The sequence below is a fragment of the Sneathiella chinensis genome, assembly GCF_012720115.1.
In the GTDB taxonomy this organism is placed as follows: Bacteria; Pseudomonadota; Alphaproteobacteria; order Sneathiellales; family Sneathiellaceae; genus Sneathiella; species Sneathiella chinensis.
In genome coordinates this window covers 541,719-566,192 of the sequence record NZ_VNWN01000002.1, presented here as the reverse complement: position 1 = coordinate 566,192, position 24,474 = coordinate 541,719, and the positions used below count along the sequence as shown (strand labels likewise).

Below are 24,474 nucleotides of genomic sequence, written 5' to 3'. Positions count from 1 at the left end.
GGCAGCGGAAGGCTCCGCCTAGTCGTCTTCCGGATAGGCGGTCCGACCGAAATCCGCCTCGGCGGTTTCCTGACCGGCATCAATGATCTGCCGGCGAATGGCCCGCGTGCGAGAGAACATCTGGAACAGCGTGTCGCCCTCGCCCCAACGGATGGCCCGTTGCAGGGCTGTCAAATCCTCGGTAAAGCGGCCCAGCATTTCCAGCACCGCTTCCTTGTTGTTCAGGAAGATATCGCGCCACATGGTCGGGTCGGACGCGGCTATCCGGGTAAAGTCACGGAAACCACCAGCGGAATATTTGATCACTTCCGACTGGGTCACTTCCTGCAGATCATCCGCCGTTCCCACAATATTATAGGCAATCAGGTGCGGAACATGGGACGTGATGGCCAGCACCAGATCATGATGCTCGGGGCTCATTTTCTCGACGTTACTGCCGATGGCCGTCCAGAAGGCATCCAGTTTCGCGATGGCCGCCTCTGTTGATTTTTCAGACGGCGTCAGAATGCACCAGCGCCCGGCGAACAGATCGGCGAAACCAGCGGCGGGGCCTGATTTTTCCGTCCCGGCCACCGGATGGGCGGCAACAAAATCCACTCCGTCCGGCACATGCGGTTCCACCAGTTCGACAACCTTGCTTTTCACCGACCCCACGTCGGTCAGCAACGCGCCTTGCTCCAGCGCCGGACCAATCTGCCGGGCAATTGCCCCGTAAGTTCCGACCGGTGTACACAGAATAACCAGATCGGCGCCCTTTACGGCCTCGGTCGGGTCTTCATAGGCGTGATCGACAATTTTCAACTCCAGCGCGGTGCGCCGGGTGTCGTGGGTCTTGGCCGCACAGACAACCTCGTCCGCCAGACCGTGAAGCCGGACTGCCCGGGCGATGGAGGACCCGATCAGGCCAATGCCGATAATGGCAACTCGTTTAAATTTTTCGGGGCGTTCCTGTCCCATCTCAACTTTCCAAAAATTCTCGTAAACTGTCGATCACCGCGCGGTTCTCGTCATCGGTTCCCACGGACATGCGCAAACAGCTATCCAACCCGTAAGAAGCCACGCTGCGCAGGATCAGACCGCGCTTGTTCAGGAACTGTTCAGCATCGCTGGCGGACTTGCCGGTCTCGGCGAAATCCATCAGGACGAAGTTGCCGACGCTGCTTGGAACTTTCAGGCCCATGCCGCGGAGGCTCTGGGTCAGGATCGGGATCCACTTGTCATTATGCTGTCTTGCCTGCTCGACAAATTCCTGATCCCGAACAGCCTCGATCCCGGCGATCTGGGCAAGCGCGTTGGTGTTGAACGGCCCCCGGATACGGTGCAGCACGTCGATGATTTCGGGGGAACCATATCCCCAGCCGATCCGCAAGGCGGCCAGACCATAAATCTTGGAGAAGGTCCGGGTCATGATCACGTTGGAGGACCGCTCCACCAGACTTTCCCCGGCGGCGTAATCCTCGGCCCGCACATATTCCGCATAGGCCGCATCCAGCACCAGAACAATATCCCCGCGCAGCCCGGCATGCAGGCGCTCGATTTCCGAGAAGGGAATATAGGTCCCGGTCGGGTTGTTCGGATTGGCCAGATAGAGAATTTTTGTCTTGTCCGTAACCGCCGCCAGAAGCGCGTCCACATCCGTTGTCAGGTCGGTTTCCGGGGCCTTGACCGGCACGGCACCATTGGCCAGCGCCGCCAGTTCATACACCAGGAAACCATGTTCCGAGAACAGAACCTCGTCCCCCTCACCGGCATAGGCGCTGGCAATCAGCGACAGGATTTCATCCGAACCGTTCCCGCATACCAGACGGCTGGCGTCCAGACCATGAACCTCGGCAATGGCCTCCGCGAGGGCGCGGGAGCCCCCATCGGGATAGAATTGCAAACTGTCGCCAAGGTCCCGAATGGCGGCGCGGGCCTTGGGGCTGGCGCCAAGGGGCGTCTCGTTGGAAGACAGTTTCGCCACCTTTGTCGCGCCTTCAACGGACGACTTGCCGCCCACATAAGGCGTGATATCCAGAATACCGGGTTTGGGAGTTGGGGTCAGGGTAGACATGGTCTTGGTACTTTCGCGTCAGGGAGTTCGCATCATCAGGCTTCGGACAACGGGACGGCGTAGGCGCCAAGGATGACAACCTTGATCGCCCCTTCACCGGCCAGTGCCATAAGCCGGGAAAGCCGTTCATCATCGTCCGAGACGAATTCCGGCATTTCAAACAGGTGGAGCCAGTCCCCTTCTTCAACTTCCGGGGAACGGGAATCAATACAATGGCCGGGCAAGTCCGCCTTGCCGATAATGTCGTTGAGGCGGGCGCGGCTGACCTCCTCGCTGGTGACCAGCACCATGAGGGAGGTATCATTACCGGACGGCTCCGGCTGGCTTTGACCGATAACAAGGGCGTTCAGGTCCTCAAACGCGCCGCCCTGATTGGGGGAAAAGGGCAGTGCGGCCAAAATCTTCGGAACGGTTTCCCCGCCCTGTGCCAGATGCACCCACCAGCTATCCTTCTCCGCATTCATCCAGGGCAGAACCCCGAGGGTCGCCGGATCGGTGGACACTTCGCGAAGGACCACGGTTGGGGACACATGCAGGGACATGGGCGTTGCAGAACCAAAATGGCTGCGGGCCAGATCCCAGTAGCCGACGGATTTCTCCGGGGCGGTGACAGACACCCGATGGGGTTTCTGCAACCGGCAGACGGCGGAAATCATTTCACGCCAGATCCGGGCGATCACAGCGCCCGGCAGGTCGCTGGAATGTGTCTCAAGAATACGGCGCAGTACCTGCGCTTCGCGTCCCGGCCGGAAAGCCAGACTCCGGCCATCATCTTTCTTCGCAGCAGCAATATCGCTTACAATGGAAACACGTTTTTCGAGAACGCCAAGAAGCTCATCGTCCAACCGGTCGATTTCAGCCCGCAATTCTTCTAGTTTTTTATTTTGTTGTGTCACGTTACACACCTGAAATACGATACGTCACGGCAGAAAAGGAGGGCGCGTATATCAAAACGCAAAGAATTCGTTGACATATGCGACCCATCAGAACTAGCTAACAGCAAAGTAGCCGAAAACAAAGATTTTTCTAACCCCATTTGCTCAAAAGAGTTGCGACCGTGTCAATTATCCCGCCAAAGCCGAAACACCATTCCGTGATACTGGGAACAGAGCAGCCCATGCCACTGGATTGCGGGGCGATGATGAGTGACATTTCCATGGCCTATAACACCTATGGGACCCTGAACGAGGACAAAAGCAACGCCATTCTGCTGTGCCATGCCCTGACGGGGGATCAGTATGCCGCCAGTCGCCAGCCGATCACCGGCAAGGACGGATGGTGGAGCTTCATGATCGGGCCGGGGAAAATCCTTGATACCGACCGCTATTTCATTGTGTGCAGCAATATTCTTGGCGGCTGCATGGGCACCACCGGCCCGCTGGATATCGACCCGGATACGGGAAAACCCTATGGCCTGAACCTGCCCATGATCACCATCGGCGACATGGTCCGGGCACAGGCATTGCTGCAGGACTATCTGGAAATTCCCGACTGGTTCGCGGTGATGGGCGGCTCCATGGGGGGCATGCAGGTCCTGCAATGGGCCAGCGCCTATCCTGAACGCTGTTTCAGCGCGGTTCCCATTGCCACGGCGGCCAAGCATTCCGCCCAGAATATCGCCTTTCACGAGGTTGGCCGGCAGGCCGTCATGGCGGACCCCGACTGGCAGGGCGGAAACTATTATGAAAGTGGCCGCAAGCCCCGCGCCGGATTGTCCGTTGCCCGGATGGCGGCCCATGTGACCTATCTGTCGGAATCGGCCCTGCACCGGAAGTTTGGCCGCAACCTTCAGGACCGTGAAGACCTGACCTACGGGTTTGACGCCGATTTCCAGGTGGAAAGCTATCTGCGCTATCAGGGGATCAATTTTGTCGACCGGTTCGACGCCAACTCCTACCTCTATATCACCCGGGCCATGGATTATTTTGATCTGGCCAGTGATCATGGCGGCTCGCTCGCCAAGGCCTTCGCAGGCACAAACACCCGGTTCTGCGTTGTCTCCTTCTCCAGCGACTGGCTGTTCCCCACCTCGGAAAGCAAGGACGTGGTCCGGGCGCTCAATGCGGCGGCGGCCAATGTCAGCTTTGTCGAGATTGAAACCGACAAGGGGCATGACGCCTTCCTGCTGGAAACGCCTGAAATGTTGACGACCATTGGCGGCTTTCTTGAATCAACAGCCAAAAGCCGGGGGATTGCCTGATGTTTGAAAATGCAAGATTGTCCCGCCCCCAGGATATTCGCGTCGATCTGCAACTGATTGCCGAAATGATCGAGCCAAACAGCCGGGTGCTGGATGTAGGCTGCGCCGAAGGGACCCTGCTGTCCCACCTGATTTCCGCCAAGAATGTGGATGGCCGGGGCATGGAGCTCAGTCAGGCTGGCGTCAATGCCTGCGTGACCAAGGGACTTTCGGTGGTACAGGGCGATGCGGACACGGACCTTGTGGATTACCCCGCCAAGGGATTTGACTACGCCATCCTGAGCCAGACCCTGCAGGCGACACACCGCCCCAAGCTGGTGCTGGAACAATTGCTGCGGGTGGGCAAGAAGGCCATTGTCTCCTTCCCCAACTTTGCCTACTGGCGATGCCGGGCCTATCTGGCCCTCAAGGGCCGGATGCCCATGACCAGTTCACTGGATTACGCGTGGTACGAAACCCCCAACATTCACTTCTGCACCTTGCGGGACTTTATGGCCCTGTGTGACGAGATTGGCGTGACCATCGAAAAATCCATTGTCGTGGACAATAACGGCAAGGTCATGAAAGACAGCGTCGGCGAAAACCGGGCCAACTTCTTTGGGGTCCAGTGCGTCTTCCTGCTGTCCAACGGACAGGACTGATCCCGCTTTTCCAGATCACCCCTGTTTGCTGCAGGGCATTCGGTTCGGGGCTTCCGCCGCGCTGATCGGCCGGGCGGCCGGGGCGATCACGGGGCGACGACGGCGGCGTTTTTTCTGAACCTGTTCGGGAATGGCGAAAATCTGTTTTTCGGCCTCGATCAGCCGCACACCACTGAAACCGGCCCACCATTTTTCCCCGATCCGTTCCAGCAACTGGGCTGCCCGGAGGTTGAGCCGCAACCGCGACGGCGGAAAATAGAGGGCGCCATGCACCTCGCCCGCGGTGAACATGTTCGATTTCAAGATCCGCCGTAACTGGGTGTCACTATACGGATGTCCATAGCCAAACGGCGTATTTTCCATCCGTGACCAGATGCTGCGCCGCACCGGCACAATGACCAGCAGCTTGCCGCTGGAGGTGAGAACACGCCAGATTTCCTGTAAGACAAGGTCCGTGGTTTCCGCAAATTCCAGACCATGAACCCAGACCACCCGGTCAATGGAATTGTCGGGAAGCGGCAGTTCCGTATCCTCGGCCAATCCGACCAGCCCCGGCCCGTCATGGGGCCAGTGAATAATCCCCTGCTCCGCCGGCATCAGGGCAAGGGTGCGTTCCGCCTCGGCCCGGAACGGATACATATAGGGCGTGGCATAGCCCAGCCCCAAAAGTCGCAGGTTGGAGATATCCGGCCAGATTTTGCGGATTTTGCGCACCAGAAGACGGCGCACCACCTGACCCAGATGGGTGTGATAAAATTTCCGTAATTCTATGACATCCGGTCTCATCATAATGATATACTGCCCGGCAAAGCAGAAAGCGTAAACAATTAAAAATCGGACAAGATATGAGCAAACTGGAAATTCACCAGATCCCCGTTCTGAACGATAACTACCTGTATCTTATCAAGGATCCTGATTCAGACGCGGTTGCCATCGTGGACCCCGCCGTTGCGGAACCCGTACAGGAAAAACTGGACGAACTGGGCTGGCGCCTGACCCATATCCTGAACACCCACCACCATTTCGATCACACCGGCGCCAATCTGGAACTGAAGGAAAAAACCGGCTGCATTATTGTCGGCTCAAAAGCCGATGCGGACCGCATTCCCGGCATCGACATCCAGCTTGAAGACGGGGATATCTTCGAGTTCGGAACCCAGAAAGCCCGGATTTTTGAGGTGTCTGGCCATACGCTGGGTCATATCGCCTACTGGTTCGAAGGCTCGGACGCCCTGTTCTGCGGGGATACCCTGTTTGCCCTTGGCTGCGGCCGCCTGTTTGAAGGCACCCCGGCCCAGATGTGGCACAGCCTGAGCAAGTTCCTGACCCTTCCCGATCGCACGAAAGTCTATTGCGCCCACGAATATACCGAGGCAAATGCCCGCTTTGCCCTGTCTGTGGAACCGCAAAACGCGGCCCTGCAGCAACGCTTCGAGGATATTCTGGCCCTCCGGGCCAAGGGACAGCCAACCGTTCCCTCCACCCTTGGAGAGGAAAAGAACACCAACCCGTTCCTGCGGCCGGACAGCCCCGATCTTCAGGAAACCCTTGGCATGGGCGGGGCGGACCTGATCGACATCTTTGCCGAAACCCGCGCCCGAAAGGACAGTTTCTAACCCCCTGCCCAAAACCACCGGAAGCGGTTGACGGCAAAGGGGGCCGCCGGTCTAGTATGGACCGAATTTCAATCGTCAGGGGCAGCATCGTCCCTGACAGATGTTTTCCAGCCGGAAGCATCCTTCATTTAAACAAAAGGACTTTGTCATGAAATATCTTCATACCATGGTGCGCGTATCCGATCTGGAGGCCAGCCTTGATTTTTATTGTAATAAGCTGGGCCTGAAGGAAATCAAGCGCAAGGATGTCGAGGCCGGACGGTTCAGCCTGATTTTTCTGGCACCGGAAGGACAGGAAGAAGCGCAGGTGGAACTGACCTATAACTGGGACCCGGAGGAATATTCCGGCGGGCGCAACTTCGGTCACCTCGCCTATGAGGTTGAGGATATCTATGCCCTGTGCCAGCACATGATGGATCAGGGCGTCACCATCAACCGCCCGCCCCGCGACGGCCGCATGGCGTTTGTCCGCTCCCCGGACAATATTTCTGTCGAACTGCTGCAAAAAGGCGATGCCCTGCCACCGCAGGAACCGTGGGCCAGCATGCCCAATACGGGCGAGTGGTAATCTGATCCCCTGATCAGGACCGTTTACCGACAAGCTCCCTGAAGATATTCAGGGAGCCGACCGCCGCCCCAAGGGTGATCAACAGGCACCCCGCCACCAAGGACCACGAAAAAACGGCGGCCCCCATGCCAACCAGCAACAGGGTGGACAGCAGCGGCGACAGGTAGGACAAGACGCCCAGCCCCTGAATATCCCCATGCTTGACCCCCACATCCCACAGGAAAAAGGCGGCCCCGACCGGGCCAATTCCAAGCCCGAGTACCGCCAGCCATTCCACAAGTCCGGACGGCCACAGGGTCTGTTCAAACGCCAGATGACAGATCAGCGCCAGCACCGAGGTCACACCGCAGAAAATACCGATCACATCCGTTGAAACATGGGAAAAGCGACGACTGAGGACCGAATAGCCGGACCAGATAAACGCACAGACCAGCGCCGCGCCATAGCCCAGGCCGTAACGGCTGTCGAAGGCCACCCCCTGCCCCTTGGTCACCAGCACCCCGGCCCCGATCAGGCTGAGCAAGGCGCCCAACACATGAAAGGACCGCAGGCGTTCATTGGGAAGAAGGGTTGAAAACAGGACAATCAACAACGGCCAGAGATAGGCGATCAGTCCGGCCTCCGCCGCCGGGGCATTCTTCAGCGCCATGAAATAAAAGAAATGGTAGCCGAACAACCCGCCGACCCCCAGCATCCACAACCGCCCCGGCAACCGGAAAAGGGCACCAATATTGTCCCCCTTGACCAGCCACTTGGCCAAGGCCAGACAGAAGGCGACAAAAAAGGTCATGGCGGTGAGTTGAAACGGGGGGATCTGTCCGGTGTAAACCGTAAACAGGGCCAGCAACGCCCAAAGCAGAATGGCCGACAGGCCGGCGCCGGTGGCAAGCGGCCGGGAAATTCGGGAAGCAGAAGCAGAACCAAACATCACGCTGTTAATCCAGATAAACGACAGACAGGGAACAGAGACCGGGTACCGGCGCCCAGAATAACAGCAAAACCGAAACTTCAAAGATGATAAAGAAAAGGATGAAACAGGAAAGAATGAATCAGGAAAGGGGAAAATAAAAAAGGCACGCGATCGGGGGAGGGAAACGCGTGCCTTTCTGTGCCGGTACGGGATCGTTCCGACAGAAAATCCGGGGTCCGAGGGCAGGCCATAAGGGCTACCGCCCCCGGACGAAACCGGTCAATACATGTGCTGACCGCCATTGATGGACAGGGTGGAGCCGGTAATGAACCCGCCGTCATCCGCCACCAGGAAACAGACCCCGCGGGCAATTTCCGACGCCTTGCCAAGACGGCCCACCGGGATTTTCGCAACGATCTTTTCCAGAACCTGCGGCGGCACGGCGGCCACCATGTCCGTATCGATATATCCGGGGGCAATGGCGTTTACGGTAATGCCTTGCGCGGCGCCTTCCTGCGCCATGGCCTTGGTAAAGCCATGAATACCGGATTTTGCAGCGGCATAATTCACCTGTCCATACTGGCCTGCCTGACCATTGATGGACCCGATATTCACAACCCGGCCAAACTTGGCAGCGCGCATATCCTCAATGACGGCGCGGCACATGTTGAAACAGGACCCAAGGTCCGTATCAATCACCTTCTGCCAGCTTTCCTGATCCATGCGATGCAGGGTTCCATCCCGGGTAATGCCCGCATTGTTGACAAGGATCTCGACCGGCCCAAGGTCTTCCTTCACCTTGGCGACCCCTTCCTCGCACGCCTTGTAATCAGACACATCCCATTTATAGACGGGTATCCCCGTGCGCTTGGAAAATTCCTGCGCCCGTTCATCGTTGCCACCATAGTTGGCTGCAACCTGATACCCTTTTTCCTTCAGCATGATGGAAATAGCCTCGCCAATTCCACGTGTCCCCCCGGTAACGATTGCTACTCTGCTCATATCCCTATTTTCCCATCCTAGTGTTTGTTTTTATTGTTATTTTTTTCTATCGTTCAACACACAACGCAATGCCCATGCCACCCCCGATGCACAGCGTTGCCAGCCCTTTACTGACGTCGCGTTTCTGCATTTCATGCAGCAGGGTTACAAGAACCCGCGCCCCGGAAGCACCAATGGGGTGCCCGATTGCAATGGCCCCGCCATTGACATTCACCTTGGCCACATCCCAACCAAGATCCTTGTTCACCGCACAGGCCTGCGCGGCAAAGGCCTCATTGGCCTCGATCAGGTCCAGATCACCAACCGTCCAACCGGCCTTTTCAAGGGCAGCGCGGCTGGCCGGAATGGGACCAGAACCCATAATGGCCGGATCGACGCCGCTCTGTGCCCATGAGACAATGCGGGCCAGCGGGGTCACGCCCCGTTTTTCGGCCTCGGCAGAGGACATCAGGACCACGGCAGCCGCCCCGTCATTGATACCGGACGCATTCCCGGCGGTCACCGTGCCATCCTCTTTCTGGAAGGCGGTGCGCAGCCCGGACAGTTTTTCCGCCGTCGTATCGCCGCGGATATACTCATCCTGATCGACAACCGTCTCGCCCTTGCGGGTCGTGATGGTGACCGGGATAATCTCGTCGCGGAACCGGCCGCTTTCCTGTGCGGCGGCGGCCTTTTTCTGGGAAGCGGCGGCAAAGGCGTCCTGTTCTTCACGGGTAATCTGCCATTTGGCCGCGACATTCTCGGCGGTTTTGCCCATGTGATAACCGTGGAAGGCATCGATCAGGCCATCTGTCAGCATGGTATCGACAAGTTCCAGCCCCCCCATCTTCTGGCCATCGCGAAGATGGGCGCAGTGGGGTGCCTGACTCATGCTTTCCTGCCCGCCCGCAACGACAATGGAACTGTCGCCGTTCAGGACGGCCTGATATCCAAGGGCAACGGCCCGAAGGCCCGACCCGCAAAGCTGATTGATCCCCCATGCAGGAACCTCTGCGGGAAGGCCTGCATTGATGGACGCCTGACGGGCCGGATTCTGTCCAGCACCAGCAGCAAGGATTTGCCCCATGATCACCTCGGACACCTCGGACGGGTCTGTCCGGGCGCGGTTCAGGGCCTCCTTGATGACAACCTCGCCCAGTTTATGGGCGGGAAGGGATGAAAGAGAACCATTGAAAGAACCAACAGGCGTTCTTACCGCACCTGCAATCACCACATCCATGAGCTGCCTCCTCTGCTGCTTGCATGATAATTTAAGTTCAAAATTATCACAAATTGAGAAATTTTTCTTACGAAATGGACTATATTTACGAAATAACCTTATATTTATCGCATCGCAACATATTTTTAGCAGTTGCGGCAAAAAAGCGACTTGAACGCCGTTACTGCGTCACCCAGCGGATGACGTCACGCCACAGGCCGTCTTGTGCGTGACGGCTGGCCACCATGCCGATATGGCCGGACGGCGGGTAGATGATCCGGGCGCCCGGTATCTGTCCGGCCAGCCCCAACGCGGACCCCGGCGGAACAATCTTATCCGATTTTGGCACCGCAATCATAGAAGGAATTTCTAATATTTCGGGAGAGACGATTTTTCCGCCAATCCGCCACGCCCCGCCATAGGGCAGATTACTGCCATACCATTCGCGAAAGCACTGCTCGGCCACTTTTGCGGCCAGCGGGACACCATCATTCAGCCAGTCTTCAAGGGCGACGAATTCCTGTGCCCGCAGGCTGTCAGGGTCCATGCGGTCGAACAGGGAAAATTTCTGCAACACCACCGAGGGATCAAGGCTGGCGAAAAAGGCCTGCAACATATCGACAGGCAATTCCCCAAAGGCGCCCAGCACCCGCTCCCAGACCTGCCTCTCCCCCAGGAAAAGGCGTCCGGCCTGCGACAAGCCTTCATGGAAATTCCACGGTGCCGCCAGTGCCACAAATGAGGCAAACCGGGCTTGCATCCGGGTCGCCAGCGCCATGGCCAGCGTACCGCCCATGCAATAGCCCACAAGATGAACCGGCGCTGACGGGCAGGCCTCAAAAACCGCTTCGGCTGCGGGCTCCAGCTTGTTCAGGACATACTCGTCCAATCCGTAGTCCCGCTCCACGTCGGTAACCTCGCCCCAATCCATCAGCAGCGGACGGATGCCCTGCGCCGCCAGCGCATCCACAAAACTGCGCCCCGGAAACAGGTCCAGAATATAGGATCGGTTGATCAGGGACGGAATGATCAGGGCAACGGGGCCGGTGTCCGGCTGATCTTCGGTGCCGTAGTCCAGCAGGCGGCTGCCCCCCTCAGACCACAGGACGGGCACGTCGCGCTCTGTCCGGCGATAGGGGTGGGCATGATATTTCTGTATGCCCCGCAGCATACCCCCAATTTGCTGATGCCCGTGCTGGCCGATTTCCGTCAGCAGGTCCTCCACCGCGAACCCGGCCATGTCCTGCCGCAATCGATCCGCGTCTTCCGCCAGGTCCGCCATCCACGGGAAATGCCCTTCGCGAACCGGAACCAACGCCGCCAGCGAACTGGCGAGGGTCGCCTGCGCCAACCCCAGATGCAGCCCCAAGGGCCGGGGGCCGGTTCGTTGCCGAACGGATGCCTCCCCGCTAGTCATCGGCGTCCGCTTCGCTTTCTGCACACCGTGCCGCGGCCTCTAGGGACAAATGTTCCCCGATCTGGCGCCCCTGTTCAATGAGCGCCTGCAACCCGGCCTCATCCGTTTGCGCCATCAGGGTAACCTGTTGCTGCCAAAGATGGAAATAGGTTGCGGCCACATCGGCAATTTTCGGTTTCTCGGACATGGGTCCAGTATAGACCGGCTCTGGCTGCAGGACCAGCACACCCTTTCCGCAAATAAGGATTATGATTGCCAAATTCTTAACGGCATTGCACAATACGAACTGTGCGGCGCACTAAACAGGAGAGGTTGTAAGAGTTTGGTAGAGAAAAGTTCTGAAAACAAGGACGCCATTGTCATCAAGAAATACGCCAATCGGCGGTTGTACAATACGGCGACCTCTTCCTATGTCACCCTGGATCACCTGAGCCAGATGGTAAAGGACGGCATTGATTTCGTTGTCTATGACGCGAAATCCAACGACGACATCACCCGGTCCGTCCTGACACAGATCATCTTTGAAGAAGAGGCAAAAGGGCAAAACCTGCTGCCCATCAATTTCCTGCGGCAGCTGATCCGCTTTTATGGCGACAGCCTGCAATCTGTCGTGCCGGATTATCTGGACATGTCCATGCGGTCCTTTGCCAGCAATCAGGAAAAAATGCGTCAGGCCCTGCCGGAAAATCTGCGGGACAACCCTCTCTATCGGCAGTTTGAGGAAATGGGACGCCAGAACATGGCCATGTTCAGTCAGGCCATGAAACTGTTTTCCCCGTCCGCCTTTGAGGCCCCCTCCGCCGAACCGGAACCGGAGCCGCAAAAACCGGCCGCCCCGGCCAGCGACGCCACCACCGAAATGATGAAGGAAATGCGGGAACAGATGGCCCTGATGCAGAAGCGTCTGGACGAACTGGGGGACAAGAAATAATCCCGCCCGCGCGGCATTTGTCTTCCTCTTGCAATCGGGCACCGATCCATTAAATCAATCTGGTGCCCCTTCCATCCGGAAGCCGGTAAGATTTTGTTAATTTTTGTTTCCCAGAATAGGGTCTGTGACAGAACGTCACGGACCAGTTCATTCTGCGAGCCACAGTTTAGAATTAACCAATCACGTTTCCAGTCCGGCCGCCCGGCCGGTCGCAAGGGTTGTTCGTATAGATGGACATGGTCAGATCCGCAGCATATCCCGCGAAAGCGATGATTCCGCCGGAAATTCACCGGTCGCCCCTTGCTGCCCCCCTTCCCGAAGCACAGCCGTTCCGCCCTGACGAGCGGCGGACGCAAGCCTCTGACATTCAAACCGGCGTCAATAACGATCGCAAACGGATCGCCTTTGCCCGCGACAATGACACAAACCCGCGGGAAACGGCATCTGCTGCCTCTCCCCGCTCTTCAGACCGGGCGGCCCGCCCCAGCGGCTTCACGGCACTGGATTTCGGCCAAAGCTCCGCCGCGTTCCTGACCCAGCAGCTTGCCCAACAGGAAAACCCCAACAATCTGCATACAGGCGATGCAGAACCGATGGCGCCCGAGAATATCTATCGCGATGTGACCAATGCCTATCGTGCCACCCACGGCCTGACGGCCACCATTCTCGGGTTTCAGGGATTTCGCGAACGGGTGGCCTGATCACCCCTGAACGGGAATACCCCGCCCCCGCTTTTCCAGATATTGTTGATGCCATTCCTCGGCGGGATAAAAATCGCCTGCCGGTGAAATCTCCGTAAAAATCCGCTGCCAGAACCATAATCTGGATCGCTGCAATGCCAGCGACGCCTGTGCTTCCGCCATCTGCCGGTCATTCATGGGAAAAAGGGCCGAGCGATATTGCGGCCCCACATCCGGCCCCTGACGGTTTTTCCGGGTCGGGTTATGGCTGGCCCAGAAATGATCCAGCAAATCCGAATAGGAAATCAGGGCCGGATTGAAATCAACAGCCACGGTTTCCGCATGACCGGTCAGCCCGGAACAGACGGCGTCATAATCGGGGAAAGGCACATCGCCACCCATATAGCCAACACCGGTTGAGACCACACCGGGAAGAGCGCGAAACCCGGCCTCGACGCCCCAGAAGCATCCGGCTGCAAAATAGGCTGTTTCGGATTTCTCTGCCATTCTCCTCTGTGCTCTTGTCCTCATATCCACTTTTCTTCTGCCATTCTGTTGCTCCGCACCCTGTGCGCCAAACGGGCTCAAGAACAGATTGGCCCTCAACAAATTGCACATTACCAGAGAATAAGGTACCACTTTTCCATGAGCAAACGCATGAAAAATGCCTATCTGGCCGCCCTGTCACTGGATGGTGACGATCCTGCCCCGCTGCATCAACAGCTTTTCCTGAAGCTGCGGGATGCCATTCTGGAAGGCCGCCTGACATCTGGCACCCGCCTGCCATCCAGCCGGATGCTGGCCAAAGACCTTGATGTGTCCCGCAACACGGTCCTGAGCGCCTTTGATCAACTGACGGCAGAAGGCTATATGGAAAGCCGCGTTGGCGCCGGATCGTTTGTCTCTCGCCAATTGCCGGACGACCTGCTGACCCGCATGAAGTCGGGGGATCGGCCGGAAAACGGCCCCCGCGACATTCCCCTGTCCCGCGTCGCCAGAATGCTGCTGCCCACGGCGTCGCCGCGGCTTTATCAGGGGCGGGCCTTTGCGCCCGGCACACCAGAGCTCGGCCTGTTCCCCTATGAAGACTGGGCGCGGCTGTTGGCGCGACACTGGCGCAATCCCAAACGGGAATATCTGGTGGGAAACCCGGTCGGGGGATCGAAGGTCCTGCGCGAGGCGCTTGCCAATCATCTGGGGCAATCCCGGGCGGTACGGTGTGACCCGGAACAGGTGATTGTCCTGTCCGGCTCGCAACAGGCCATCCATCTGGTTATCAAGGCCTTTGCCGAGCCGGGTGACCCCATCTGGATGGAGGAGCCGGGATATCCCGGCACCCGCGATGCCATCCTGTCATCGGGGGCGACCCCCGTTCCGGTCCCGGTCGATGCGGAAGGCTTCGACCTTGCTGCGGCAAGAAAAATGTCCCCGGACGCCCGGCTCGCCTGCATCTCGCCGTCGCATCAATACCCGCTGGGACAGACCATGTCCCTGCCCCGCAGGTTGGACCTGCTGCAATGGGCAAAAGAAGAAAACCGGTTCATTCTGGAAGACGATTATGACAGCGAGTACCGCTATACGGGCCGGCCGCTGTCCTCTTTGCAGGGGTTGGATACGGACAATCGGGTTCTTTATGTGGGGACCATGAGCAAGGTCATGTTTTCCGGTCTTCGGGTCGGGTATCTGGTGGTTCCCCCTGACCTGATTGACGTGTTTCTCGCCATTCGGCGCAATATTGACGGGCACTCCCCCTCGGTTCCCGAGGCGGCCCTCGCCGATTTCATTTCCGAAGGCTATCTGTCTGGTCATATCCGGCGCATGCGCCTGTTATATGAACAGCGGCAGAAGATCCTGATCACCCTGCTGCGGGATCGACTTGGCCCCCTTGTATCGGTTGAACCCGAAGCCTCCGGCATGCATCTGGTTGTCCGCCTTGACCGACGTATCCCCGATAAAAGAGTCGAGGCGGAAGCCCAAAAGCACGGCATGATGCTGCGCGCCCTGTCCGGTTTCTATCAAAACCCGACGCCAGCAAACGGCCTGATCATGGGATTTGCCGGCACCCATGAAAAAGATATGCCACAACTGGTGGATAAACTGGCGGTTATTCTCGCCTCCCTGTCGCCGAAGGAATAATATTCGTGCCGTCTGCCGCCCCCAAAAGCCTGTTTCGCCTGCTGCTGCTCCCGCTGCTGTTCCTTGCCCTGCTGCATCCCCGCACTGGGGCGACGGCAGAATTGCACGGCATCGCCATGCACGGGGACCTTAAATATGCGCCCGGATTTTCGCATTTCGATTATGTAAACCCAAAGGCCCCGGTCGGCGGCACCCTTCGTCTTGGTGCCATTGGCAGCTTTCCCAGCCTCAACCCCTTTCTGGTCAAGGGTGTTGCGGCCCGCGGCCTCGGGCTGGTGTACCAGTCCCTGCTCAGCCGGTCCCGGGACGAACCCTTCTCGCTTTATGCCAATATTGCAAGACGGGTTGAGATGGCCGAGGACCGACGTTGGGTGATCTTTCATCTGGACCCGGACGCCCGTTTCTCGGATGGTTCCCCCATCCGGGCGGAAGATGTGATCTTTTCCCTAAACACCCTTCGGGACAAGGGCCGCCCCAATCACCGGCACTATTATTCCCGTGTCGCCGCCATTGAACGGACAGGCCCGCTGTCGGTGAAGATGACCTTTGACGGCGAAGCGGTGTGGGAGTTGCCGCTCATCATGGGGTTAATGCCCGTTCTGTCCGAACGGTTTTTCCAACGGGTCCCGTTTGAAACCACATCCCTGATCCCGCCCGTGGGGTCCGGCCCCTATCGCCTTCAGGCGGCGGAGCCCGGACGCAGCATCACCTATCGGCGCAATCCCGATTTCTGGGGATGGCATTTGCCGCAGTATCAGGGCCGCCACAATTTCGAAGCGATCCGATGGGACTATTTCCGGGATACGGATGTGGCCCTGCAGGCCTTCAAGGCCGGTGATCTTGATGCCCGTTTTGAAACAGACCCGACCCGCTGGGTTCTGTCCCTGAATGAAACGGACCGGGCCAACCGCCGCTATCAAACCACTGTGATCCCGAAACAGACCCCGGCCCCCATGCGGGGTCTGGTGTTCAATACCCGGCGCGCCATTTTCCAGGATCGAAAGGTGCGCGAGGCCTTGGGCTATCTGCTGGATTTTGAATGGATGAACCGGAATCAGTTGCATGGTCTGTACTCCCGGACCAGCAGCTTTTTCCAAAACTCCGACCTTGCCGCCCGGGGCAGACCCTCCCCCGAAGAAAAGGCCCTGCTGACCCCGTTCAAGAAAACCCTGCCCATTGGTGCCTTCGGAACCGCCGTCCGCCCGCCCGTCAGTGATGGCAGCGGGCGAGACAGGCGCGCCATTCGGCAGGCCCGAAAACATCTTCTGCAGGCAGGCTGGCAGGTTCAGGACGGACGACTGACCCACCGCGAGACAGGTCGCCCGTTCCAGATTGAAATCCTGCTGAATGACAGTCAGTATCTGAAATTGCTGCACCCGTTTCGGGTCAATCTGCAACGGCTGGGGATTGAGACGGATATCCGCCTTGTGGATAGCGCCAGCTACCAGAACCGGATCAACCAGTATGACTTTGACATGATCGTCACCGACTGGGCGCAAAGCCTGTCCCCGGGGAACGAACAGGCCTTTTATTGGGGGCAATCCGCTGCTGACACCCCCGGCACCCGAAATTATCCGGGTATTCGTCTGGACGCGGTGGATGCCATGATCCAGCGGATCAGCGCCGCCCACACGCGAGACGACCTGATCCTTGCAACCCGGACCCTCGACCGTATTCTCCGGGCCGGTCACTATGTGATCCCGCTGTATCACAATAACGAACAATGGCTGGCCCATGCTGCGTCAATCGGGCTGCCGGAAACCCCGTCCTTCTATGGCACCGGGCCGGATGTCTGGTGGCAGGCCCCTATTGACGGACCCCCGTCCCAGACGCCATAAAGAAAGGCAGAAACGAAACCCGGAACAGTTTAAGTGGATTGCCCATGCTTGCCGTTGTATCACCCGCCAAAAAGATGGATTTTGATCGGGATAACCTGCCTGACACATTCACACGCCTGACCTTTGAGGCTGATGCCGCCGCGCTTCTGGAAACGGCAAAGACATTGACCGCCGATGACCTGAAACGGTTGATGAAGATCAGTGACGATCTGGGCCAGCTTAATTTCCAGCGTTTTCAGGCCATGGGCTTTCCCTTTACGCCGGACAACGCGAAACAGGCTATTTTCGCTTTCAACGGGGACACCTATGCCGGGTTCGACGTCAAGACACTGGCGGCAGATGACCTGACCTATGCGCAGGATCATGTGCGGATTCTGTCCGGCCTTTATGGTCTGCTGCGCCCGCTTGACCTGATCCAGCCCTATCGCCTTGAAATGGGCACCCGCCTTGCCAATCCACGGGGCGAGAACCTCTATGATTTCTGGGGAACCTTGCTGGCTGATGAACTGAACCGGGAACTCTCTGCCCATAGCAGTCCGGTTCTGGTGAACTGCGCGTCCAACGAATATTTCAAGGCGGTTAGCAAGAAGGCCCTGAACGTTCCAGTTGTCACCCCCGTCTTTAAAGAGATCAAGGGCGGCGCCGCAAAAGTCATTGGTTTTTCCGCAAAACGGGCACGGGGCATGATGGCCCGATACCTGTGTGAAACCCGCGTTGATCGGCCTGAAGGCCTGAAGGATTTCACCAGTGCCGGATATGCGTTCCAGCCGGATCAGTCGTCCGAAACCGAGTTTGTATTTACCCGCGTTATAGACTGAACCGGTTGCGGTCTCGTCCCTGCCAAAGGGCAAGGGCCTGTTCGTCCGCCTGTTGCAGGGACCAGTCCGACCGCTTCATTTTAAGGGCAACCGACAGGGTCCCGACAATCCCAAGCTCGGGAACCGGCAGGTCCAGTTCCCCGCGCCACATGCGCACCAGTTGGGCGGGATGTAAATCCTCGTCCCGCCATTTATATCCCTTGTCCGCTGTCAGCGCGGGCCATTCCAGAACGGTTTCCTGCCCGTCAACCAGTGCATCCACCAATGCCGGTTTCATGGGGTTGCGCATGACCTCGCCCCCGCCGCCCTTGAAGACCATGGCATTCCGTTGGCCAAGCAGTCTGGCCGTCTGCAAATGGGCTGCCTTGTAGGGCGGGTGAAAAACGCCCTGAAGCTGACAGGGTGCATGAAGCGGGTTGAGGTCGCGGGCAAAGGTATTAACCGCCGTCCGCAGCCCCAAAAGGGGCCGAAGATCAAACAGCGCCTGAAGCCGGGGACTGAAGGTTTCCAGCCCCACATACACAAGATTGTCTTTCTCCAGCAGGGCCTCGGCATGGTCTAGCCCGTCCGCTTGTGGAATACCAAAAAGACGCAGGCCCGGCCGGGTGGGCGCCAACCCGTCGGCATATCCTTCAATCCCGTGCATGAGGATTTTATGCCCCTGATCCGCCAACAGGATCGCCGCCAGAATGAACCATGGCTGCTGGCGGTGACGATCGGCATAGGACGGCCAGTCATAGTCGGCAATCCCCGGTGCGGTCCGGCATCCGGCATCCGCCCGCACGGCGGCGGCCATCCCGGCCAGTTCCTCTGCGGTCTCCCCCTTGCGGCGCAGCAGCATCAGGAAGGCCCCGACCTGTAGCCGGTCCACGTCCCCCGTCAGGATCAGGGTCATGGCGCCCTCGGCCTCCTCAAAGGTGAGGTCGCGCCACATTTTCGGCCCCTTGCCAAGGGCCCGGATATACTGTGAAAAAGGATGATCCATTGTGGTGAGCCTCGCTCCTGCCCGTGATTGCCGTTCGCGCAGATGTAAGCCAACATGCGGGTTCCCGCAAGATAAAGCGTGGTGAGGTCAGGAAAGCAAGGCGTTTCGAAAACCGCAACCGGCGCCGTTACCGGAACCGTTCCATCAGGCGTTTCAGATAATCCTTTTCCAGCAGGCTGCGGCCCGGATCGGACAGGCGGCGGCGCAATTCATCCCGGATCAGACGGGCCCGGCTGATATCCGCCCCAATGGCAAAGCGGCTGTCACTGTCCACATTACCGCCCTGCCCCGGTGTCGGAGGCAATGGCCGCCCGAGCGGGTCCCGGCCCATGCCACGTTCCCCTGAACTCAAGGCCTGACCGTCACTGCCCTGCATTCCCTGCATCAGTTGCTCGGCCAGCCCCTCAGCCCCTTGACGCAAATGATCCAGCGCTTCGCCCTGCGCCCCGGTTGCGCCCCGGCCCTGCCCCTGCTCAAGGGACTTGCGGGCCTCGTTCATGGACCGTTCAGCCCGGCCAAAGGGCGCCGGAATTTCGCCGTTCATGCCCATCCGGCTCATCATCTCGCCCAGCATCTGACGCAGGGCTTCCTGCTGACGGGCCATATCGGAATACCGGTCCGACCCTTCCGCGCCTTGCCCCTGTTGCTGGCCCTGCTGCTGTCCCTGTTGTTGGCCCTGCATCTGGCCGGACTGCCCGTCAGGTGGCTGTGTCCCCTGTCTTGATTGGCGGAAGGTCTGATCCATCACATCCTGCTGACGGCGCATCAGATCACCAAGCTGGCGCAGCATCTCCTGCCCTTCCCGCATGGCCTGCGAGGGAGCCCGCCCTTCAGCGGTTTTGAGATTCTCCAGAATATCCTGCAATTCACTCAGCAACTGGCGGGCTGCATCCCGTGCGCCGGAGCGGGCAAACTGGTCGATCTGATCCAGCAAATTCTGCAGGTCCTGCTGGTTGACCAACTGGCCATCCTGTGACGGGTTGTCCGCCGTCTGCTCGCCCGGCTGGCGGTTTTCGGCCATGGCCTCAAGAAAGCGGTTCATTGCCTGCTTCAATTCCTGAACCAGTTTGCGGATTTCCTCGTCGCTGGCGTCGCTGTTCAAGGCCTCCATCAGCTTTTGTTCGGCTTCCCGAAGGGCATATTCAGCCGCGTAAAGGTCCCCGTTCTCGATACGAAGCGCCGTATCCCACAGCATCTCGATCACCTGATCGTTGGTGTTGCCCCCCTGCCCGTAGACCAGCGTCGAGCGGGCAACCGACAACATCAGAAGCACTGTGAAATCGTTGTTCAGGCTTTCGGGAAGCTGGGACAAGGCGGACAGGGCAATGGCCACCGCCATCCGGCTATCAGGATCAACGACCAGCTTTTTCCGCTGGTCAATCAGGGCCTGCGCCAGCGGATGGGTAAACACCCGTTCCGGCAACACCATCTGAATCACACCGGAGCGCCCGACATGGCCCATGCCGTCCTTTGCCTCCAGCACCAGACTGACCGGCAACCCCGCCCACGGATGGGCCGTCAGGTCGTGGTAGCTTTTCCCGGTATACTGTTTCGTACCGGTGGCAACCGGCAATTGCAGGGAGATCACCCGGTTGTCCCGATCCCGGCGGATCACCCCTTCCAGACTGGAGACGCCATAGTCATCCGCCACCTGATAGGACAGGCGAAAGGCGGACCGGTCCGTCACTTCGGGCGGGGCGGGCCATGTCACGGTGGGCGGCAGGTCCGGTATGATTTTCAGGGTCCACTGCGCCAATTCGCGCCCGCCCTTCGACAAGGTCATCGGCCCGTCCGCGTCCAACGGCATTTCCAGTTCGAAACTGCGGGCCTCAACCGGTTGGAAGGCAAACTCCTTCGCTGCCATATCCAGAACGGGGACATCCTCATTGCCGCCCGATACACGGGCTACAAGGCGGCTGCCTTCCGGCACCTCAATAACCCTGTCCGGCTCTGATGGTGATAGATCCTCACCCCGTGACAGAAGGACCGGCGGCTTGCCCGTATATTCCGGCGGCGTCACCCAGACATGGGCCTCGACCGGAAGATCAGAACTGGTAAACGCCGGCACAAAAGCCTGCCCCAATCGCCGCCCCGCATCCGGCCCCGTCGCCAGCACGGCCGGAACCAGCAACAGAATGGACAGGGACCGCAGGGCATAACGATCCTGCGCGGCCAGATTGAAACGGGGCCATCCTGCCCGGACGGCCTGTCGCAGCTTTTTCTGGCGCTGTACATGCAGGTCCCATAAATGCCGGGAGATAGGGGGCTGGCCCGATTGAAAGACAGGTTCCGCCCCAAGGGAGCGGAGCGGGCGATGGGGCAAGCGGTTGCGCGCCTCAAGAAACGCCAGAACACGCGCTTCCGTCGGCCACCCGGATCGCGAAATGCCGCGATACAGCGCCCAGCAAAGCGCCCCAAGAAAAAGGACGAGCCCCGCCAGATGCAAACTGGCAGGCAACCCGTCCCACATTCCAAAAAAGGTAACGGCAAGGAACAGCAGGACAAGACAGAACAGGTATCGGAACGAACGCCATGCCCGTTCCAGCGCAAGGCTGACAGTCGCCAGAACAATCTGGCGCTTCACCCTGCCGTCAAACCTGTCCTTGTTCGTCTCCATGCTCTCCCTTTATGCCGGGAAGCAGGAAAGGGTTTTCCTAGCTTTCCAGCCAGTCCGGTATTGTATCAAGTTCCAGCAGCGCGTCCAGTTCGGGCCGCGCCCGGATCACCGCATAGTGATCCCCGTTGACCAGCACTTCCGGCACCAGCGGACGCGTATTATAGGTGGAGGCCATCACCGCCCCATACGCACCGGCACTCCGAAAAGCGACAAAATCCCCTGCCGCCACCGGCGGCAGGTCACGGCCGCGGGCAAAGGTATCACCCGTCTCACACACAGGGCCGACAACATCTGCCGCCTCAAGCGACACACTGCCATCTGGCTCTCTGACTGTGTCAATTTGATGATACCCATCATACATGGCCGGGCGTACAAGATCGTTCATCGCCGCATCCAGAATGACGAATTTACGTTCGGCACCCTGCTTCACATACACCACTTCGGATACCAGAATACCCGCATTACCAACAATTAATCGGCCCGGCTCGAAAATCAACTGGCACCCCAGATTTCCGATGCTGTTCAGGGCCACATTGGCATAGGAGACCGGGCTGGGCGGAATATTTCCGTCATAGGGAATCCCGAGACCGCCGCCAAGATCGACCCGTGTGATGTCATGGCCTTCGCTGCGGAGCTGCTGAACCAGTTCACGAACCCGGTCAAAAGCGTTCGCAAAGGGCTCAAGATCGGTGAGCTGGGAGCCGATATGCACGTCTACACCCTTGATCTCGATCCCCGGCAGTTTCGCTGCCTCGCCATAAATGCGGGACGCATCCTGCCACGGAACACCGAACTTGTTTTCCGCCTTGCCGGTGGAAATCTTGGCGTGGGTCTTGGCATCCACATCCGGGTTGACCCGAAACGCAATCTGCGCGGTCTTGCCCATGCGGCTGGCCACATCGGACAGCACATGGACTTCCGGTTCGGATTCCACGTTGAACTGGTGAATACCAACCTCAAGGGCCAGTTCCATCTCGGACGGTTTCTTGCCAACACCGGAAAACACAATCTTGGACGCCGGGATTCCCGCCGCCAGAGCGCGCCGCAACTCCCCTTCGGAAACCACGTCCGCCCCCGCGCCCAACCGCGCCAGGGTTTTCAGAACCGCAAGGTTGGAGTTGGCCTTGACCGCAAAGCAGACAAGGGCATTGGCCCCGTCGAAAGCCTGCGAGAAAACATTGAAATGGCGTTCAAGTGTGGCCGTTGAGTACACATATACCGGGGTTCCCACCTCGGCTGCGATTTTGGCAACGGGTACATCTTCCGCATACAGCTCGCCGTTGCGGTAATTGAAATGGTCCATGAAGACGTCCTGTCTATTGCAACTTGGTCTTTGTTTGTGTCTGCTCGGCAGGTTTTTTATACACCGGCGCCGATTTCTTGCCACAGGCCGCAACCCCACCAGCCAGCAGGGTGACCGCGACAAGGGAAAGGATCATCTTTTTCATTTTGCCATGTCCTTGAGGGCCTGTTTCCAGCGGGCGATCTGCTCGCGGACCCGAACCGGGGACGTCCCGCCATAGCTGACCCGGCTGGCAACGGAATTATCCACCCCGAGAACCGAGAAGATATCGTCGGTGATCCCGGCCTCAACGGTTTGCATGTCCGCAAGCGACAGGTCTTCAAGACCGACGCCGCGCTCCTCGGCCATCTTCACAAGGGTGCCCGTGACATGGTGGGCGCTGCGGAACGGCATGTTGAGGGAGCGAACCAGCCAGTCTGCCAAATCCGTCGCGGTTGAGAAACCGGCCCCCGAAGCGGCTTTCAGCACATCCACATTGACCGTGATATCCCGCATCATGCCACTCATGGCCGCCAGACAAAGCTGCAGGTTGTCAGCCGCATCGAAAACCGGCTCCTTGTCTTCCTGCATATCCTTGCCATAGGTCATGGGCAGCCCCTTCATCATCATCAGAAGGGCGTTGAAGGCACCGGCGCTGCGGCCGGCCTTGCCGCGGATCAGTTCTGCGGCATCCGGGTTTTTCTTCTGCGGCATGATGGACGAGCCGGTGGAGAAGCTGTCGGAACATTCGACAAAGCGGAACTGGGCACTGGACCAGATCACGATTTCCTCGGCCAGACGGGACAGGTGCATGGAACAGATCGACGCGAAGGACAGGAACTCCAGCGCGAAATCCCGATCGGACACCCCGTCAAGGGAGTTGGCTGTCGGCCGGTCAAAGCCCAAGGCCTTTGCCGTCATTTCCCGGTCAATGGGGAACGAGGTCCCTGCCAGCGCGGCAGAACCAAGCGGGCTTTCATTCAGGCGCGCACGCGCATCCCGCAGCCGGGAGCGGTCCCGGCCGAACATTTCCACATAGGCCAGCATGTGATGACCGAAAGTCACCGGCTGGGCCGCCTGCAGGTGGGTGAAGCCCGGCATGACCGTATCCGCATGGGCATCCGCCTGTGACAACAGGGCATCAATCAGATCGGCCAGCTCGCCGTCCAGATGATCCATGGTATCCCGGACCCACAGCCGCATGTCGGTGGCCACCTGATCATTGCGGGAGCGGGCCGTGTGCAGACGACCGGCCGGATCGCCGATCAATTCGCGCAGGCGCGCTTCCACATGCATGTGGATGTCTTCCAGTTTGGGGTCCGTCTTGAAGTTTCCGGCCTCGATCTCACGAAGAATTGTCTGCAATCCTTCCTGAATTTTCTGGCCATCTTCCCGGCTTATAATACCCTGTTCCATCAACATGCTTGAATGGGCCATGGAACCGGCTATATCCTGTGCATAAAGTCGCTTATCGAAGCCAATGGAGGCATTGATACGCTCCATAATTTCGGCGGGACCTTTGGCAAATCTGCCACCCCAAAGCTCATTTGCGCTCATAATCTCGGGCTCTCTTCAGTAACTG

Annotated in this window: 24 protein-coding genes; 9 read left to right on the top strand and 15 right to left on the bottom strand. The window is 58.7% G+C overall.

Annotated elements, in window-relative coordinates; translation table 11 throughout:
• Window positions 1-18: 18 nt before the first annotated feature.
• From FQB27_RS02675 to FQB27_RS02665, 3 genes are read right to left on the bottom strand one after another with little or no spacing between them, the layout of a single operon-like run.
• Window positions 19-957 carry a prephenate/arogenate dehydrogenase family protein gene (locus FQB27_RS02675; RefSeq protein ID WP_169559315.1) on the bottom strand — a complete coding sequence of 313 codons (939 nt, stop codon included), beginning with the start codon at window positions 955-957 and terminating at the stop codon, window positions 19-21.
• Between the two features lies 1 nt (window position 958).
• Window positions 959-2,053, bottom strand: a complete 1,095-nt coding sequence (gene hisC / locus FQB27_RS02670; RefSeq protein ID WP_169559314.1) for a histidinol-phosphate transaminase — start codon at window positions 2,051-2,053, stop codon at window positions 959-961.
• Window positions 2,054-2,088: 35 nt separating this feature from the next.
• Window positions 2,089-2,949 (bottom strand): chorismate mutase, encoded by an 861-nt coding sequence (locus FQB27_RS02665; protein WP_169559313.1) that lies wholly within the window; start codon window positions 2,947-2,949, stop codon window positions 2,089-2,091.
• 161 nt (window positions 2,950-3,110) lie between these two features.
• Between FQB27_RS02665 and metX the strand changes: the two genes are divergently transcribed.
• Together metX and metW are read left to right on the top strand one after the other, a co-directional pair.
• Window positions 3,111-4,253 (top strand): homoserine O-acetyltransferase MetX, encoded by a 1,143-nt coding sequence (metX, locus tag FQB27_RS02660; protein WP_284347781.1) that lies wholly within the window; start codon window positions 3,111-3,113, stop codon window positions 4,251-4,253.
• Complete coding sequence (metW, locus tag FQB27_RS02655) at window positions 4,253-4,894, top strand: methionine biosynthesis protein MetW (protein WP_169559312.1); 642 nt, start codon at window positions 4,253-4,255, stop codon at window positions 4,892-4,894. The genes metX and metW overlap by 1 nt, the downstream gene beginning before the upstream one ends.
• Before the next feature lie 15 nt (window positions 4,895-4,909).
• On the opposite strand, the gene FQB27_RS02650 is transcribed toward metW, so the two are convergent.
• Window positions 4,910-5,683 (bottom strand): class I SAM-dependent methyltransferase, encoded by a 774-nt coding sequence (locus FQB27_RS02650; RefSeq protein ID WP_206374229.1) that lies wholly within the window; start codon window positions 5,681-5,683, stop codon window positions 4,910-4,912.
• Between the two features lie 56 nt (window positions 5,684-5,739).
• Here FQB27_RS02650 and gloB point away from each other — a divergent pair, with 56 nt between their 5' ends.
• Both gloB and FQB27_RS02640 read left to right on the top strand, forming a co-directional pair.
• Window positions 5,740-6,510: a hydroxyacylglutathione hydrolase gene (gene gloB / locus FQB27_RS02645; RefSeq protein ID WP_169559311.1), complete on the top strand. Its 771-nt coding sequence runs from the start codon at window positions 5,740-5,742 to the stop codon at window positions 6,508-6,510.
• Window positions 6,511-6,658: 148 nt separating this feature from the next.
• Window positions 6,659-7,078, top strand: coding sequence for a VOC family protein (locus FQB27_RS02640; protein WP_169559310.1), 420 nt, complete (start codon window positions 6,659-6,661; stop codon window positions 7,076-7,078).
• A 13-nt stretch (window positions 7,079-7,091) separates the two neighbouring features.
• Here the strand turns inward: FQB27_RS02640 and yddG are convergent, their stop codons facing one another.
• The 5 genes from yddG to FQB27_RS02615 form a co-directional block, all read right to left on the bottom strand.
• A complete protein-coding gene (gene yddG, locus FQB27_RS02635; protein WP_240953380.1) occupies window positions 7,092-8,006 on the bottom strand; it encodes an aromatic amino acid exporter YddG in 915 nt (304 codons plus the stop codon).
• A gap of 261 nt (window positions 8,007-8,267) precedes the next feature.
• A complete protein-coding gene (gene phbB, locus FQB27_RS02630) occupies window positions 8,268-8,990 on the bottom strand; it encodes an acetoacetyl-CoA reductase (RefSeq protein WP_169559309.1) in 723 nt (240 codons plus the stop codon).
• A gap of 46 nt (window positions 8,991-9,036) precedes the next feature.
• Window positions 9,037-10,209: an acetyl-CoA C-acetyltransferase gene (locus tag FQB27_RS02625; RefSeq protein WP_169559308.1), complete on the bottom strand. Its 1,173-nt coding sequence runs from the start codon at window positions 10,207-10,209 to the stop codon at window positions 9,037-9,039.
• Window positions 10,210-10,369: 160 nt separating this feature from the next.
• Window positions 10,370-11,605 carry an alpha/beta fold hydrolase gene (locus tag FQB27_RS02620; RefSeq protein ID WP_206374225.1) on the bottom strand — a complete coding sequence of 412 codons (1,236 nt, stop codon included), beginning with the start codon at window positions 11,603-11,605 and terminating at the stop codon, window positions 10,370-10,372.
• On the bottom strand, window positions 11,598-11,831 hold the full coding sequence (locus FQB27_RS02615; protein ID WP_169558827.1) for a hypothetical protein: 234 nt from the start codon (window positions 11,829-11,831) through the stop codon (window positions 11,598-11,600). Before FQB27_RS02615 ends, FQB27_RS02620 begins: the two co-directional genes overlap by 8 nt.
• A 96-nt stretch (window positions 11,832-11,927) precedes the next feature.
• On the opposite strand from FQB27_RS02615, the gene phaR reads away from it, so the two are divergent.
• Together phaR and FQB27_RS02605 are read left to right on the top strand one after the other, a co-directional pair.
• On the top strand, window positions 11,928-12,536 hold the full coding sequence (phaR, locus tag FQB27_RS02610) for a polyhydroxyalkanoate synthesis repressor PhaR (protein ID WP_206374223.1): 609 nt from the start codon (window positions 11,928-11,930) through the stop codon (window positions 12,534-12,536).
• A gap of 230 nt (window positions 12,537-12,766) precedes the next feature.
• Entirely contained in the window at window positions 12,767-13,237 is a 471-nt protein-coding gene (locus FQB27_RS02605) for a hypothetical protein (protein WP_169559306.1), read from the top strand.
• On the opposite strand, the gene msrA is transcribed toward FQB27_RS02605, so the two are convergent.
• A complete protein-coding gene (gene msrA, locus FQB27_RS02600; protein ID WP_169559305.1) occupies window positions 13,238-13,723 on the bottom strand; it encodes a peptide-methionine (S)-S-oxide reductase MsrA in 486 nt (161 codons plus the stop codon). It abuts the gene before it with no gap.
• A 138-nt stretch (window positions 13,724-13,861) separates the two neighbouring features.
• On the opposite strand from msrA, the gene pdxR reads away from it, so the two are divergent.
• Genes pdxR through yaaA form a run of 3 tightly spaced genes read left to right on the top strand, consistent with a single transcriptional unit; the run spans window position 13,862 to window position 18,008 of the window.
• Window positions 13,862-15,352, top strand: a complete 1,491-nt coding sequence (gene pdxR, locus FQB27_RS02595) for a MocR-like pyridoxine biosynthesis transcription factor PdxR (RefSeq protein ID WP_169559304.1) — start codon at window positions 13,862-13,864, stop codon at window positions 15,350-15,352.
• 5 nt (window positions 15,353-15,357) lie between these two features.
• Window positions 15,358-17,190 (top strand): extracellular solute-binding protein, encoded by a 1,833-nt coding sequence (locus FQB27_RS02590; RefSeq protein WP_169559303.1) that lies wholly within the window; start codon window positions 15,358-15,360, stop codon window positions 17,188-17,190.
• Between the two features lie 44 nt (window positions 17,191-17,234).
• Entirely contained in the window at window positions 17,235-18,008 is a 774-nt protein-coding gene (gene yaaA, locus FQB27_RS02585) for a peroxide stress protein YaaA (RefSeq protein ID WP_169559302.1), read from the top strand.
• Here yaaA and FQB27_RS02580 read toward each other — a convergent pair.
• From FQB27_RS02580 to argH, 5 genes are all read right to left on the bottom strand, one after another.
• Window positions 17,998-18,993, bottom strand: coding sequence for a glycosyl transferase family protein (locus FQB27_RS02580; protein WP_169559301.1), 996 nt, complete (start codon window positions 18,991-18,993; stop codon window positions 17,998-18,000). The genes yaaA and FQB27_RS02580 overlap by 11 nt on opposite strands.
• Before the next feature lie 127 nt (window positions 18,994-19,120).
• Complete coding sequence (locus tag FQB27_RS02575) at window positions 19,121-21,610, bottom strand: TIGR02302 family protein (RefSeq protein ID WP_169559300.1); 2,490 nt, start codon at window positions 21,608-21,610, stop codon at window positions 19,121-19,123.
• 37 nt (window positions 21,611-21,647) lie between these two features.
• A complete protein-coding gene (lysA, locus tag FQB27_RS02570; protein ID WP_169559299.1) occupies window positions 21,648-22,913 on the bottom strand; it encodes a diaminopimelate decarboxylase in 1,266 nt (421 codons plus the stop codon).
• A gap of 13 nt (window positions 22,914-22,926) precedes the next feature.
• Entirely contained in the window at window positions 22,927-23,058 is a 132-nt protein-coding gene (locus FQB27_RS16770) for a lipopeptide (RefSeq protein WP_169559298.1), read from the bottom strand.
• Window positions 23,055-24,449 (bottom strand): argininosuccinate lyase, encoded by a 1,395-nt coding sequence (argH, locus tag FQB27_RS02560; RefSeq protein WP_169559297.1) that lies wholly within the window; start codon window positions 24,447-24,449, stop codon window positions 23,055-23,057. Before argH ends, FQB27_RS16770 begins: the two co-directional genes overlap by 4 nt.
• Window positions 24,450-24,474 lie beyond the last annotated feature (25 nt).

Excerpts from the sequence above, each read along its gene's own strand:
- FQB27_RS02675 (WP_169559315.1), bottom strand. The coding sequence starts at position 957 with ATGGGACAGGAACGCCCCGAAAAATTTAAACGAGTTGCCATTATCGGC.
- hisC (WP_169559314.1), bottom strand. The coding sequence starts at position 2,053 with ATGTCTACCCTGACCCCAACTCCCAAACCCGGTATTCTGGATATCACG.
- metW (WP_169559312.1), top strand. The coding sequence starts at position 4,253 with ATGTTTGAAAATGCAAGATTGTCCCGCCCCCAGGATATTCGCGTCGAT.
- FQB27_RS02650 (WP_206374229.1), bottom strand. The coding sequence starts at position 5,683 with ATGATGAGACCGGATGTCATAGAATTACGGAAATTTTATCACACCCAT.
- gloB (WP_169559311.1), top strand. The coding sequence starts at position 5,740 with ATGAGCAAACTGGAAATTCACCAGATCCCCGTTCTGAACGATAACTAC.
- FQB27_RS02640 (WP_169559310.1), top strand. The coding sequence starts at position 6,659 with ATGAAATATCTTCATACCATGGTGCGCGTATCCGATCTGGAGGCCAGC.
- yddG (WP_240953380.1), bottom strand. The coding sequence starts at position 8,006 with ATGTTTGGTTCTGCTTCTGCTTCCCGAATTTCCCGGCCGCTTGCCACC.
- phbB (WP_169559309.1), bottom strand. The coding sequence starts at position 8,990 with ATGAGCAGAGTAGCAATCGTTACCGGGGGGACACGTGGAATTGGCGAG.
- FQB27_RS02625 (WP_169559308.1), bottom strand. The coding sequence starts at position 10,209 with ATGGATGTGGTGATTGCAGGTGCGGTAAGAACGCCTGTTGGTTCTTTC.
- FQB27_RS02620 (WP_206374225.1), bottom strand. The coding sequence starts at position 11,605 with ATGACTAGCGGGGAGGCATCCGTTCGGCAACGAACCGGCCCCCGGCCC.
- FQB27_RS02605 (WP_169559306.1), top strand. The coding sequence starts at position 12,767 with ATGGACATGGTCAGATCCGCAGCATATCCCGCGAAAGCGATGATTCCG.
- msrA (WP_169559305.1), bottom strand. The coding sequence starts at position 13,723 with ATGGCAGAGAAATCCGAAACAGCCTATTTTGCAGCCGGATGCTTCTGG.
- pdxR (WP_169559304.1), top strand. The coding sequence starts at position 13,862 with ATGAGCAAACGCATGAAAAATGCCTATCTGGCCGCCCTGTCACTGGAT.
- yaaA (WP_169559302.1), top strand. The coding sequence starts at position 17,235 with ATGCTTGCCGTTGTATCACCCGCCAAAAAGATGGATTTTGATCGGGAT.
- FQB27_RS02580 (WP_169559301.1), bottom strand. The coding sequence starts at position 18,993 with ATGGATCATCCTTTTTCACAGTATATCCGGGCCCTTGGCAAGGGGCCG.
- FQB27_RS02575 (WP_169559300.1), bottom strand. The coding sequence starts at position 21,610 with ATGGAGACGAACAAGGACAGGTTTGACGGCAGGGTGAAGCGCCAGATT.
- lysA (WP_169559299.1), bottom strand. The coding sequence starts at position 22,913 with ATGGACCATTTCAATTACCGCAACGGCGAGCTGTATGCGGAAGATGTA.
- FQB27_RS16770 (WP_169559298.1), bottom strand. The coding sequence starts at position 23,058 with ATGAAAAAGATGATCCTTTCCCTTGTCGCGGTCACCCTGCTGGCTGGT.
- argH (WP_169559297.1), bottom strand. The coding sequence starts at position 24,449 with ATGAGCGCAAATGAGCTTTGGGGTGGCAGATTTGCCAAAGGTCCCGCC.